The 14,151-nt window shown below is 56.6% G+C and carries 6 protein-coding genes and 1 pseudogene; 1 reads left to right on the top strand and 6 read right to left on the bottom strand.

Annotated features, from left to right (window positions below):
* Positions 1-58: 58 nt before the first annotated feature.
* The 5 genes from KK925_RS00950 to KK925_RS00930 all read right to left on the bottom strand — a co-directional run bounded on the left by KK925_RS00950 (position 59) and on the right by KK925_RS00930 (position 11,205).
* A complete protein-coding gene (locus tag KK925_RS00950; RefSeq protein ID WP_174581722.1) occupies positions 59-2,545 on the bottom strand; it encodes a DNA topoisomerase 3 in 2,487 nt (828 codons plus the stop codon).
* Between the two features lie 298 nt (positions 2,546-2,843).
* Entirely contained in the window at positions 2,844-3,056 is a 213-nt protein-coding gene (locus tag KK925_RS00945) for a hypothetical protein (RefSeq protein WP_174581721.1), read from the bottom strand.
* Positions 3,057-4,525: 1,469 nt separating this feature from the next.
* Positions 4,526-5,635 carry a 3-dehydroquinate synthase gene (gene aroB, locus KK925_RS00940; RefSeq protein ID WP_174581720.1) on the bottom strand — a complete coding sequence of 370 codons (1,110 nt, stop codon included), beginning with the start codon at positions 5,633-5,635 and terminating at the stop codon, positions 4,526-4,528.
* Positions 5,622-9,200 carry a DNA polymerase III subunit alpha gene (gene dnaE / locus KK925_RS00935; protein WP_174581719.1) on the bottom strand — a complete coding sequence of 1,193 codons (3,579 nt, stop codon included), beginning with the start codon at positions 9,198-9,200 and terminating at the stop codon, positions 5,622-5,624. The genes aroB and dnaE overlap by 14 nt, the downstream gene beginning before the upstream one ends.
* Before the next feature lie 811 nt (positions 9,201-10,011).
* A complete protein-coding gene (locus KK925_RS00930) occupies positions 10,012-11,205 on the bottom strand; it encodes a DegT/DnrJ/EryC1/StrS family aminotransferase (protein WP_214096179.1) in 1,194 nt (397 codons plus the stop codon).
* 566 nt (positions 11,206-11,771) lie between these two features.
* Here KK925_RS00930 and KK925_RS00925 point away from each other — a divergent pair.
* Positions 11,772-13,076, top strand: a pseudogene (locus KK925_RS00925) (tetratricopeptide repeat protein); the annotation flags it as partial.
* 127 nt (positions 13,077-13,203) lie between these two features.
* On the opposite strand, the gene rfbA reads toward KK925_RS00925, so the two are convergent.
* Positions 13,204-14,133 (bottom strand): glucose-1-phosphate thymidylyltransferase RfbA, encoded by a 930-nt coding sequence (gene rfbA, locus KK925_RS11085; protein WP_328706678.1) that lies wholly within the window; start codon positions 14,131-14,133, stop codon positions 13,204-13,206.
* Positions 14,134-14,151: the final 18 nt, after the last annotated feature.

Raw genomic sequence — 14,151 nt, 5'->3', positions numbered from 1 at the left:
CGGTGAAACCTCAGCGCGCGAATCGTCGGCAGCGCTGTCCGCCCCGCGGGCCGGAAACCTATGGGTTTTTCCCTTGCTTGCTCCCTTTTTTCCTTCGAAAAGATTCCGGAAACACAAAGCCAAGCTTGCCATCTTTCCAGACCAGCTGCGCGCGAAACTTTCGACGCCTTTTTTGTGAGTAAAATCCCGCCAAAAGATCGGTTTTTCCTTCCTCAAGGAGTTTTTTCACCTGCTCCCGGGGAATCGGTCTTCCGAGGATCTGCTTACTGAGCCGAAATGAGCAACCCTCCCCACCCTGTGTTGCTTTCTGGCACCGGTAATCGGACGCCGTTTCAAAGACCGGACTGCCGTCTACTGGACAAAATCCTAGCGGATCTCCCTCGGGGAGAGCTTGTGAGTCTCCCTTGGTAGGATCCTCGGGCTGGGAAGGAAACTCTAGCTCCACCTTCCCGCCGGGAGCCAGTCGCACAACGGCTTCGAAAGGTTTTCCCTTTCTTGACCGGAATCCTCGCAGCGGCCCCACTCGGCCCCTCTCCAACAGTGCCAAAGCCTCGTCGGGTTCCAGTGGCCGACCGGCGATGTATTTTGGCAGGCGATAACTTCCATCCAGTGTTCGGTAATCCTCCAGCGTCTCCACCATAGGGGACCCATCAAGCGGAGACCGCCCCGCAAAACTCCTATAATACGTTCCTTTTTCCAAAAATCCTTTCGCTTTTGCTACGACCTGTTGGGTTAGATCCCTAATCTCGCTCATGAAAAGGGACCGGGGAAGCTTTCCCCTCTCCATCTGTTGCAGTTTAAACTCCCATTCCCCTGTCATTTCAGCAGAAGAAAGCGCCGGGATTCCCGCTGCCTGCAAAAGTTCCAAAAGAAGGAAAGCCTTTGGAGTGGCGAAAAGCTCCCGGCCAAAACGACCCAGGTACTTTTCCTCGACGAGCCCCTCAATGATCGCTGCCCGTGTAGCCGGCGTACCTAGGCCTTTCTTCGCCATAGCCTCGCGCAAAACCTCATCCTCGACCAACTTGCCGGCATTTTCCATGGCCGCCAATAGAGTTGCCTCCGTGAAATACGGTGGCGGTTGAGTAGAGTCCTCTACGAGCTCAAGCGACTGCACAACGACACGGGCATGCGCAGGAAGAGGAGGAAGCTCCTCCTCTTGTCCGATCTCCTCCTCCCTTCCATACACCACCATCCAACCCGCTTCGACCAGACGCCTCCCTTCCGATCGAAAGACTTCACCCTCCACCTGGGTGAACCGAACAACGGTTTCCCATCGAGCAGGTGGGTAGAAGGCCGCCACAAATCGTTTGACGACTAGTTCGAATAATCGCTCCTCCGCTGGGGAAAGCCCGGAAGGGGTATGCCCTGTGGGAATGATCGCAAAATGATCGGTAACCTTGGCGTTATTAAAAATTCGTTTGTCCGGGCCGACCCACCCACCCCGTAACACCGGCTCGATGAACGAACCCCACCGACCAGACGAAAGATCTCGCAAAACCCTTTCGGCCACAACAACGTAGTCTTCCGGAAGGCATCGAGAGTCGGTGCGGGGATACGTAACCGCCTTGTGCTTTTCGTAGAGCGCCTGAAGGACATCCAGCGTACGAGCAGCACTCCAGCCGAATCGATTGTTAGCCTCGCGCTGAAGGCTTGTGAGATCAAACAAAAGGGGAGAGGATTGTTGAACACTTTTCCGTTCTTCTCGAGCCTGCCCTGTCTTTCCCAGGCATTTCTGGTAGATCTCCTCAGCCTTTGCCTTATCCCAAATTCGATCGGGTCGACCCACCCCCTCGTCAGACTCCTCCCTTTGCCCCTGGGAAACTTCGGGGTCCCACCACCTACCCCGGTACGTGCCCCCTTCCCACTGAAAGGTTCCTTCCAACCGCCAATATGGGCGGCTTGGAAACCGGAAGATTCTCCGGTCTCGTTCCACGACAATCGCCAGGGTCGGCGTTTGCACGCGCCCCACAGGGGTAAGAGCAAATCCCCCTGGCCGCGAACGAACAGCCGTGAGCGCTCGGGTTCCATTAATGCCTACCAGCCAGTCGCTTTCGCTGCGCGACACGGCCGCATCCGCAAGCGCACGCATTTCCTCCGAAGACCGAAGCCGGCGGAACGCTTCGCCAATGGCATCCACCGTCATGGATTGGAGCCACAACCGCGCGACCGGTTTGTTCACGGATGCGTATCGCCACAAGTACTGGAAGATGAGTTCTCCCTCGCGGCCTGCATCACAGGCATTAATCACAAGCTCGATGTCAGGCCGGCTGAGAAGCTTAAGAAGACAGTCCAATTGCTCGCGGTGCTTTTCCACCGGCTTTAGCGGAAAGGATTCCGGAAGGATCGGGAGCTCTTCAAGCCCCCACTTTTTGTGTTTTTGATCGATCTCGCCCGGAAGAGCCAACTCTAACAGGTGACCGACGGCCCATCCAATGACATACTTTTCGTTCTCGTAGTAATTCCCCTTTTGTTGGAAACGCCCCAAGGCTTTTGCGATGTCCGCCGCTACGCTAGGCTTTTCCGTTATAACGAGTGCCTTACCCATACACCCTTTTTACTGTAAGAGTTCCAAGCTTTTGACGCATCTTCCCTAGCCCCCCTTGAAGCTATTTTGCCAGAAACCGCCCTGGACGAGTCGTTGTCCGCGTGACCCCACCCGGGAACCGGAAAAAACCTGCCGGAAAGCAAACGGCTAAAGCCCTTTTTTCTAAGCCAAGATGTATTCTCAAAGAACCCACTCTTTTTGTCGTGTCACCGTGTCACGGGTGCCCCTTTTCCGCAAGACCCAAAAGCCTACCTTCGAAACCGGGCTCCGCAAGGGAGGGTATTCTCACCTACCTACGCTAAACCCATAGGACAAGAACTGGGAATTCTCCCCCAATCGTTACAGCTTTGTTCGACTCCTCCCCGACCGTTACCTGGGGGAAAGACCTCGGGGTCAGCCTCCCACAGCTCTGCCGCCCATCCAGAAGCGCTTCGAGCGATCCGCCTGCGTGAATCCAACTGGCCCTGGTAATCGAAAAAAACCTCAGAAGCCCGGGGAGAGAAAGACGCACCCTTTTTCCTTGTCTTTTACCTTACGAGTTTCTTAAGCAAAGCATCCGTTCCCACCGTTCCCAACATCCCCATTGAGTTTGCTTAAGACCCAAAGCCTAACGCCGCCAGGCCGAGCAAGGAAAAACGATAGACTCTTTGCCCTTCCCCTGCAGAAAATCCAAGCTCCTCTGCTTATATCCTCTCCCCGTCCTCCGAAAGATGTTGCACACTTGGGTCCGATTCTTTGTTGTCTGGCCAAGTAGATACGAAAGCATCAACCAGAGCTGGAAACAGATAAAACGTTCCAACGAACGCTCTCTTCCAGATCACGGTCACAATCTCTCGGCTCGTGCGCTTGCGGCTGGCAGTTGTAGAGCCAAAAGAACGTTCCCAACCGTTGGGTGAAAGGCCAAAGTAAGAGAGCCTCGCATGAGACGGTGAGGTGCCAACGCGCTTCGGCGCAACTCACTTGCTTTGGGATCGCTCGCCAGATCTTACTTGTTTTCCCTTTTGAGGGCCCCTGGTGCTAGAAAGAACAACAAGCCGGCACACCCACTTGGGCGCCGCATGCGATCGTAGCGCCATGGTACATGGGCCGAACGCCCCCTCTCTCTCCGCTTGAGGCTCCCGGTGGATCCGTCTTTGCCCGCCAGAGGTGCTTGGAGCCAGACGACAAACCATCTTGCCCAGGCAAAAAGCCATCAGAGCTGCGGAAGAAAACTTCGCGGCGAAGACTACCTGTTCGATCACCCATTACCGCTGCGCGGAGCTTCTTTTGGGAAGAGCCTCCAAAAGATCGATCGCCTGCTAAAGCTCCTGGACATCCACTACAGGCAGCTTTTCGCTCGAACCGGTTGGAGCTTATCCGTCTCTCCATGGCAAGCGTACCCAATGGTTCCAGGGCCTCGCTTGGCCGTCATGACTCACAAACCATGGGATGGCAGCTTTGGTCTTCGCACTCTTTTGAAGTAGCCGCCGCAGGCTTCTTCTCGCATACCTAGCCGTCACCACCAAATCACTCCAAAGCCCCGTGCCACACGACCTGGAAGAAATCCAGGTAGGAAAGCGTCACGGCAACGCCGAATCCTTTGAAAGCTCAAAGCCGTCTTGGGCGGCCGGCAGGAATTGGGCGCTACGAGTCTCTCGGAGACCGAGGGAGCCCTAGCTCAAGCTGATCCACCCCGGCCAAAGGTCCCCGAGACACTGGCCCCCGGGGCCCCCTCGCCTCGGCACCCCGGGGCCGAATGAGGAGACGCCGCAAACGAAGAGACCCTTGGAAGGAAGGATCCGAACGTCTATGGTCTCCCCACCACAATTTGTCCAGGGAACCTTGCCTGTAGCTCCGTCTCTCTTCGGCATGCCTCCCTAACTGGTGTTTTTCTTCCAACACCATCGACACGCCGGTTAACCACCCCCGGAGCTAAACTCAACTGGTGCCGCCCTCCTCTCCGAAGCCCATTAGAAAGCCATAGTAGCCTTTGGCATTCCTTTAGCCAGTCCCCCGGGGGAAAACGAACTCAAAGACCCGCTCCAACTCTTGCGGAGTCACATCGTCCCGGATGCAAGGAGAACCCAGACTCCTAAGAAGGACCCAGCGCAGCGTATGATTTCGCTTCTTTTTATCGACCAATAGTGCATCCTGCACCTTTTCTCGATTCATTCCCGGTAGCTCTCGAGGTAATCCTTGACTCACAAGGGCTTGATAGATCCGATCCAGTTCCTCCGCCGATAATCCGCTTTTCCAGTGTGATAAGAGGGCTGCACCCCACATGCCAACGGCAACGGCCTCCCCATGCAAAAGCTTTTGATACCCGCTGGCTGCCTCCACCGCATGACCCAACGTGTGGCCGAAATTGAGGATCATCCGTTTGCCCGTTTTTTCCTGCTCGTCCTCCTCTACCACTTGCGCTTTGATTTGGACGCAGCGGGCTACCAGCTCTGTAAGAGCTTCCCGGGAAAGATGCCCTGAACTGGCCAAAGACAGAATGGACGGGTCCGCAATACAACCGTACTTAATCACCTCCGCCATCCCGGAGCGAAACTCTCTTGGCGGCAGATGGTCTAACACCTCCAGATCCTCAAGCACCAGGCACGGTTGGTAAAAGCTGCCGACAAGATTTTTTCCTTCCGGGAGGTCAATCCCGGTTTTGCCTCCAATAGCACTATCCACCATCGCAAGCAGGGTTGTTGGCATTCCAACCCAACGAACGCCCCGCAGATACACCGACGCAGCAAAACCGGCCAAATCTCCCACCACGCCCCCGCCCAGTGCCACCACCACTCCATCACGGCCCAACTGCGCTTGAGCCCACCTTCGCCAGAGATTTTCCAGTTGCGCTACGCTTTTGGAAAGCTCCCCCGGGGGAACGACCACGCGCACGACTGAATATCCTGCCCTTTGGAGGGGCTTTTCAACGTCGTCGGCAAAAAGCGCAGCAGTCGTTTCATCACAAACCACCGTCACCTTTGAGCAACCGGGAATCCGTTGCAGCTCTTCATCCAACCGGTGCCGCAGTCCAACCCCGATCCTCACAGGGTAACTGCGCTTGCCTAGATCCACCCAGACGGTGCAAGCCACTCCTTTGTCACTCTTGTCCATGGGTCTCCCTCTCCATCGGAGAAGCTTGGGGATCACTCCATCCATCGGTGACCAAGCTCCTGGGCTTGCCCGGAAGTGAGATAAGATACCTGGGCCGCGGTAATCCCAGAACAGAGGCCAGCTCTTCCTCCAGTCCTTGTCCAGGAGATACGCGGAAAGACTCACCGGCTTCCAAGAAAAGACATCGGCTGCTCTTTGGCTGGTGGTACGCCAAAAAAACTTTCGCCTTGCCCGGATGGCGTCGTACGATAGAGACAAGCTTCTCCCAATCTTCCATTCCCAACTTGCCCGGGGGAATCGTTACAACAATCCCTTCTACCCAGCTTTGTAATGCTTCTTTCAAGAGCAAAACCTCTGTCGCACGAATCTCCTCCTTTTCCCCCCTCCGGCTGATTGTCCCAGCCACAACCAGGACTTCTCCCTCTCGGAGAAGTTCCGACTTCTTCCGGTAGAGATCGGGAAAAACCATGACCTCGACGGATCCTTTCTGGTCCTCGAGAACCACCCGGCCGAAAGGGCGGCGGTCACGGGCCGCCAAACGAATGTCACACCGCGTAACCACACCCCCCACCCACACAAGCCCTCCGTCCGGCTTGTCTTCGAGCGATTCCAGAGGCGCAAGTCCCAAAGCCTCCAGTTCCCTTTGATGACCTTGGATGGGGTGGCCACTCCAATAGAAGCCCAAAAGCTCTTTCTCCCACGCCAATCTCTGGGCCAGGTCCTCCCCCATCGAACCATCTGTTGAAAGGTCCCCTTCCGGAGGCTTCGGAGCAGAGAAACCTTCCCGAAAAACTTTTCCTTCAAAAAGGAATCCCTGCGATTTTTCTTCTGCTGCAGAACGGGAAAGCTTGCGTCCCGAATCAATTTGCCGGCAGAGCCCAAGGCGAGGCATTTTCCACCCATCGCAAGCTCCGGCCTTGATCAAACTTTCCAGGGCCTTGCGATTCCACCCTGAAACCTCAGGGATGCGGAGAAAAACGTCTTCTAGGGATGCATAGGGGCCCGCCGCCTCTCTCTCCCTCACAAGGAGACCCGCCTGGCTAACCCCTACGTTTTTGATCGCAGCAAGCCCGCACCGAACCGCCCCGTCCTCAAAGGAAAAGTGGGGAAAACTCCGGTTGAGATCAGGCGGCAAAAGCTCGATCCCCATCATGCGGGCTTCCCGAACAAGCTCGGCGATTCGTTCCGTATCCCCAATCTCACTGGAAAGGGAACAGGCAAAAAAGATCGCCGGAAAGTGAGCTTTGAGATAGGCCATCCGGTAAGCCAAAAGCCCGTAGCACACACTGTGTGCCTTGTTAAACCCATATCCGGCAAATCGTTCCAGCTCCCCGAAAATCCGCTCAGCCTCTTCCCGCGACATCCCATGAAGCTTGCAAGCCCCTTCCACAAACGATTCCTTTTGGGCCCGCATCTCCTCGGCTTTTTTCTTCCCCATGGCCCTCCGGAGTAGATCGGCTTGCCCCAGGGTATACCCGGCGAGCACGTGGGCCGCCTGCATGACCTGCTCTTGATAGATCATGACCCCATAGGTTTCCTTTAAAATGGGCTCAAGGGAAGGATGGTCGTACTGGATCGGACGCAAACCGAGTTTCCGTTCTGCATACGCCCCAATATTTTCCATCGGGCCCGGCCGATAGAGAGCCACCAAAGCGATCAGATCCTCTAATCGCCCCGGTTGTAGCCTCCGGCAGAGTTCTCGCATTCCAGGCGATTCCAACTGGAAAACTCCTACCGTCTTGCCAAGCGACAGAAGCTCAAACGTTTTGGGATCGTCCAGCGGGACAGCCTCGAGAGAAAAGTGCGGGTTCCCGGTTTCCTTCCGGATGAGTTCCACACAATCCTGCATCACCGTGAGTGTTTTGAGACCGAGGAAGTCCATCTTCAGAAGCCCCACCAGTTCCAGCTCCTCCATCGCCCACTGGGTAACCACGACATCGTTTTCCCCCCGGGTTAGCGGGACAAAACGAGCAATGGCCCCTGGTGCTATGACCACCCCGGCTGCGTGAACGCCAGGCTGCCTGGGCACCCCTTCCAATAAAGATGCGTACTCCATGACCGGCCGGAACACCTCATCTTTCGCTAGCGATCGCAACTCCTCACGTTCCTCCAAAGCTTTGTTCAACGTGATGTGCGGCTCCGAGGGAACCAGTTTCGCCAACCGGTCCGCCTGCCCATAGGAAAGCCCTAACACCCGAGCGACATCCCGGATCGCCATGCGGGCTGCCAACCGTGCAAAGGTGATGATCTGGGCAACACTTTCCTCTCCATAACGCCGGCGAACGTACGCGATGACTTCTTCGCGGCGGTTGTAACAAAAGTCGATGTCGATATCGGGCAGGCTCACCCGCTCTGGATTGAGAAACCGCTCAAAAAAAAGCCCGTACTTCAAAGGATCCACGTCGGTGATCCGCAGAAGATACGCCACAAGACTTCCCGCAGCACTCCCCCTGCCCGGACCCACGGGAATCCCCTGTTCCCGGGCAAAACGGATAAAATCCCATACAACGAGGAAGTAGCTGGCAAACCCCAGCCTTTCAATGATCGCAAGCTCGTAGTTGAGTCGCTCCCGAACCTGGCTGATGAGCTTGGACTCTCTTCCATATCGGGAACGAATACCCTCCTCGCAAAGATGCCGCAGATACGCCTCGGGTGTCGAACCGTCCGGAGGGATATATGTGGGAAAGTGATTTCTGCCCAGTTCCAATTCAAAGCGGCACTGCTCACGAATCCGGACAGTAGTCTCCAAAGCCGAAGGTTCTTCCCCAAAGAGCTCCTCCATTTGCTCCGGGCTTTTGAGATAAAACTCGCTTCCCGGTAGTCGAGGTCTCTGAGGGTCGGCAAGTTTTACGCCGGCACCAATACAAAGGAGAATCTCGTGGAGAGCCGCGTGCTCGGGTCGTACATAGTAAACGTCATTGGTAGCGACAAGGCCTATTCCCAGTTCCCGAGCCAGTTCCCGCAGCCGTTTGCGTAGGTAAAGTTCTTCCGGTAGCCCGTGATCCACAATCTCCAGATAAAAGGACTCCCTTCCAAAGAGAGCCTCCAGAGTCCGAGCCATGTTCGCCGCTCCCGCAAAATCCCTTCCAAGGATTCGCTTCGAAACCGGACCCGAATGGGCGGGAGAAATCCCAACAAGACCCTGCGCATAGTCTTGTAACGTAGAAAACCCGACCCGGGGTGGAGAGCCATCGGAATGCAGGTGTGCATGGCTTACCAGCTGCAAGAGGTTCTCGTAGCCCGAGCTGTCCTTGACCAAAAGAATGAGCTTGGCCGTGTTCGGAATGACGGACCGAGCGCTCCCCGGTGGCCGGCTCAGCCTCTCCCCACAGCCAGCTGCCACTTCCTCTACATGGATCTCACAGCCAAGAATCGGTTGGATATTGTGCGCCCGGCATGTTCGGTAGAACTCAACGGCACCATACAAAACCCCCTCGTCCGTCAGCGCCAGGGCCGGCATCTCCAACTCCGCGGCGGTCCGCACAAGCTCAGGAATTGGGCAATAAGCCCGAAGCAAGCTATATTCGCTGCGGACGTGAAGATGAATAAACCTCCGCTTGCCCATGAATACTCACAATCTTCCCGGTCGAAAGGCCGAAGTCTTTTCTTTCGCAAAGCGCCCCGCTCGACCCCCTTTTGTCTGAGTGGTTTCCCAAGCGTCCCGCTTTCCCACGGGACGTGGGCCAGTTTCCCAGAGCTCTCAATGGGAACGCTGCCCTTTCCCCGCCCCGCCAAGATTTTTACGCCGTCCTAAGCTGGAGCCACGCCATTAGGTCTACCGTTGGTTGGCTCCCTAACCGCCCTTGGGTTTGCGTTGGGAGCACCAAACCCTCGATTCGTTGCCCAAGCTTCCCACCTTCCCGCCGGCAGAAGCTTCCCAAACGCTGCTCTCCGGGTCAGACCTGGTGCCGCTTCCCTTTGTTCGTTTCCCGGTTGAATCTTCTCGGATTCACGGGTGATGGTCAAGCCCGACACGTCCCACCCAGCCTTCGATGCGGACGGTCCTCCGGGTGGGATAAAAGAGGACTGGCCCAAAAAAACGTTTCCCCTTCCAAGCTTGCGAACCAAAAAACAGAGTGCCAAGCAACCGCAAGGAACGTTTATCCTGGTTTCCCTGTGCTGGGTGGTCACCGCCCCGCGCGCTGGTAACGACGGGGCTTGCGCCCCAATCCCCATTACGACCCCAGGCAAGCGCAGGATCTTTTGGGCAAAAAAGGGAGCTCATCTTCCAGCCAGACACAAACGCTTCATTGCCTTCGGGTGTTAGCCAAAAAGGACCTTTTCCCTGGAGCACGTCCTACTCGCGAACCCTGCGAAGAGCGCTATGGCTCTCTTTTTCGGCCTCCCAATTGACGAGCAAGGGGACCCGCAAAGCCTCAAAGCTGTTGCGAGCGAAGCAACCGGACGAGGGTTTCCACCACGTAGTCCACCTCCTCGGGTCCTAAACCCGCATGAACCGGCAAGGCCAAGGAAGATCCTGCAAGCTCCTCGGAATGGGGGCAATCCCCTGGCCTGCCCTGGAGCCACTGGAAACACTCCTGCAAGTGGAGCGGAACCGGGTAGTAAACTGCCGTCTCTATCCCCTCTTTCCGCAAGGCTTGCTGTACCCAATCCCGGTCGATACGCGGGTGGAGCCGGACCACAAACTGGTTCCAGCTATGCCCGCTCCGGCACACCGGAGGCAGCCACAAAAGTGGCTCCTCCGTCGTTGCAACCCTGGTCGGCCCGGTTGAGCATACGCTTGGATAGACTTGCGCAAGCCCAGAACTAAGAAACCGAGAGATGTATCTTTCCGCGTTCTGCTTGCGGGCAGCAAGCTTCGACTCCAGGGCTGGCAGCCGAGATTCGAGCCACGCAGCTTGCAGCGCATCCAACCGGAAATTTCCGCTTACCCACCGGTATCGATACCGGCCCACAGCTCCGTGCGAGCGGAGGGCAAGTATTTTCTTTGCCAAGCCATCGTCTCCTGTCACCACCAGCCCTGCGTCTCCGAGGGCCCCTAGATTCTTGGTGGGATAGAAGGAAAAGCAACCGACCGTGCCCAGCGTTCCGGCTTTTCGACCGCCGTAGGTGGTACCCAGCGCCTGAGCCGCATCCTCAATGAGGTATGCACCACGCTGCGCGGCAATGGCTGCGAGCCGATCCATTTGCGCCGGCTGGCCAAAAAGATGAACCACCATAATGGCCCTCGTTTGCGGGGTCCATTTCCGTAAGAGGTCTTCCACCGAGAGGGTAAAACAACAAGGATAGACATCGACGAAAACCGGCTTGGCCCCTACCAGCGCAATGGCATCCGCCGTGGCCACAAAAGTAAAGGCAGGGCAAATGACCTCGTCCCCTGGCCCGATACCGAGCGTTAAAAGAGCAATCCAAAGCGCATCCGTTCCCGAGGAGACTCCTACCGCATGACGAACCCCCAGATAGTCCCGCATCTTGGATTCAAACCGGGAAACTTCCTCACCCAGGATGAACTGGCCATGCTCCAGAACCCGCTCCAGGACTTCGTGGAGCGCTTGCCGCTCCCAGGGCTTCTCCCCAATCGCATCCAACATACCGATCTGCACACGCACAACGTCTACTCGACCCTCGTCGGACTGCGAGTCAAGAACCTTCTTAGAGATGCCGTTTTGGCCGAGAGAGATTTGGGACCATGTTTTCTGGGCAGGCCGATGGGAGCTTTCTCGAAGCCATCCAGAGAGAAAAAAGCCCTGTTAGGCCCAGGGAAGCAGCACAATCGGGCCCAAGGAGCCGCGGTTACGTTCTCCCAGAACCCCTCGGCAGCGGCAAACCCAACCCGCTGAGGATCGTCCCCTCTAGGATAGCCGTTCCGGCTCCTACTATGGGCGAAAAAGGAAACCGTACAACTATGGCGTCCGAATCGGTTCGCCGGGAGTTTGGTTCAAGAACAAAAGAAACCACTCTTTGCCCGCTGTTGCGCTTGCGAAGTGGGATGGTCCTTTCCTAACCGGAGTTTTTGGATTTGACGAAGCCCAGGGGCTGGAGTGCACTTTCCTAGAATGGGAGAGTGTGGCTTGGCGTCGAGTAACCCCGGGGTTTGCAAGCGCAGGGTGGGGAAAGTAGCCAAACCTAGGGATAGCAAGAGGGCTTGAATTTGCGGCAAGAGGCGACCCGACCCATGGTGATTAGGAGCTTCTTTGAAGGAGGTTCCTTTGGGACCTGGCGGCAAACCGGGATTTCTCTCCTCGTAGGGTGGCTTCTTGCCGTAGCCGGAACCCCCGGGGGTACTCTTTATGCCGAAGCGCTTACTTCTCCCCAGGATCGCTTTTTAGAACTCTACTTTATTCTCAAAGACGCTGAGCGCTTAGAAAAGTCGGGACACCTCCCGCTTGCGCGGCAGAGGTACCAAACGGTGCGGCAGGGTTTGCTTAAGCTGAGGCACGACTACCCGGAATGGGAACCGGGTATCATTCGTTACCGTCTGGATTTTGTCGAAGAGCGCTTACGAAAGCTTTCGGGAATCGAGGAAAGGGAACCCTCTCCCGAGACGGCTTTTTCTCAAGGCCCACCCGCCGCACCTGCCCCACAAACTTACCGGGAAACCTTGGCGCAGCTCCATCAGCTCCGTCAGCGTGTGAAGGAACTGGAAAAGGAGTTAGCCGCCCGAAAGGAGCGCCCTTCCACCGAAGGAGCGCTACCCCTGGCCCATTCGTCTCCCAAGCGCTTGAATGGGTCAGAGCCGCTTCGTTTCCCGGCCCCGGCCCACGGGACGCATTCCACGGCCCAGGGCACGCATTTATCTCCCAGGACAACCCAAGAACCGGTCGAGCACGGGGATCTCAGAATCTCTTTCCAGAGGGAGCTTGAGGCCAAAAACCGGGAGATTGCCCGGCTGCAGCGACAACTGGCGGCGCTCGAAGAAAAGGGTTCGACCGCAAGAGGCCCAGAACCAGCCGCGGAAAGCCAGGCGCCCCTGGCGTCCGGGGAGGGAATTCAGCAAGGCGAAAGCGCGACCGACCGTGTGCGGAGGGCGACCTTGGCTCTGCAGCCCATCAATCCCGAATATACCACCCACCGGATACTCCTACTAGAAGAGAGGGGAGCCGCTTTTTTCTACGAGGGTCGCTTAGCTGAGGCCGCGGAATGTTATCGGAAGATTCTTGCCGAATCTCCGGATGAGACCAACGCCCACGCGAACCTGGCGTCGGTGTATTTTTCCCAGGGAAAAGCCGCCCTTGCCGAAAAGGAGCTCCGCCAAGCCTTGCGCCAGGATCCGCGAAATCCAGCTGCGATTCGGGGTCTGGCCCACCTCTCCCTCTACCAAGGCCAGACAAGAAAGGCCCGAATGCTCCTCCAGGAGCTTTTGCAAAACGATCCCAATGATCTATCCGCTCGGAATCTTTTGGCAACCGTCTACTTCGAAAGCGGAAACTATGAAAGAGCGTGCCAAGAAGCCCGCCGGATTCTCGCCATGGATCCTTATGACACCAATGCACGTGTCCTTTTGCGGCAAGCCCAGTTACGAGCCAAAGGCCAATTTCTAGGCGAAAAAGAAGAACACCATCCCGAAGACAAGGGTATCACGGCTGGTGTGTCTGCCAAGCACAAGCCTACTCCCAGGAATTCTGCCCCGCCTCAGAATGCAACAGAAACCGGAGGTACGCACCATAGGAGGAATTCCCGTAAAGCAAGGCCTGTCGCTCCAGAATCTCCTCATCAATCCAGCCCTTCGCGTAGGCGATCTCTTCCAAACACGCCACCTTAAGCCCTTGGCGATGCTCAATCGCACGAACAAAGGAGCTGGCCTCATGCAAAGCATCGGGTGTGCCGGTATCCATCCAGGCAGTTCCGCGCCCCAGCAATTCCACGTGCAGAGAACCTTCCTCCAGATAAAACCGGAGCAAGTCGGTGATCTCCAGCTCGCCGCGGGTCGAGGGGCGCAACCGGCTGGCAAAGGCAGGTGCTCGCTCGTCACAAAAGTAGATTCCTGGAATGGCATAGGGCGAGCGCGGTTTGGAAGGCTTTTCTTCGAGGGACAAAGCCTTGCCATCCGGGCCAAGTTCAACCACACCGTACGCCGAAGGATTGGCAACCCGGTAGGCGAAAATGGTCGCACCCCGCTTTCGCAAGGAAGCCTGGTAGAGAATCGATGTTAGATTGTGCCCGTAGAAAAGATTATCTCCCAAAATCAAGCATGAGGGAAACCCGCGAAGGAATTCTGCTCCAATAAGATAGGCCTCCGCAAGCCCCCGAGGCTCGGGTTGCAGGGCATAGGAGATCTGGATGCCGAACTGGCTTCCATCCTTTAGGAGTCGCTGAAAGACCGGGAGATCGGCTGGCGTGGAAATCAATAAGATCGTGCGAATGTTCGCCAGCATAAGCACGGAAATCGGATAATACACCATCGGTTTGTCATAGACCGGCATGAGCTGCTTGCTCACAGCCCGTGTTACAGGATAGAGTCGCGTCCCGCTCCCTCCGGCCAGCACAATCCCTCGCCGTTGGATGGGGGAAGAGCTTTCGACTAAGGATTCTCCCATGGGCCTTTCCTTCCTCGC

It is taken from the genome of Candidatus Methylacidithermus pantelleriae, from assembly GCF_905250085.1.
Lineage (GTDB): Bacteria > Verrucomicrobiota > Verrucomicrobiia > Methylacidiphilales > Methylacidiphilaceae > Methylacidithermus > Methylacidithermus pantelleriae.
Note: the sequence above shows the minus strand (reverse complement) of the source record. Positions and strands in the feature narration are given on the sequence as shown.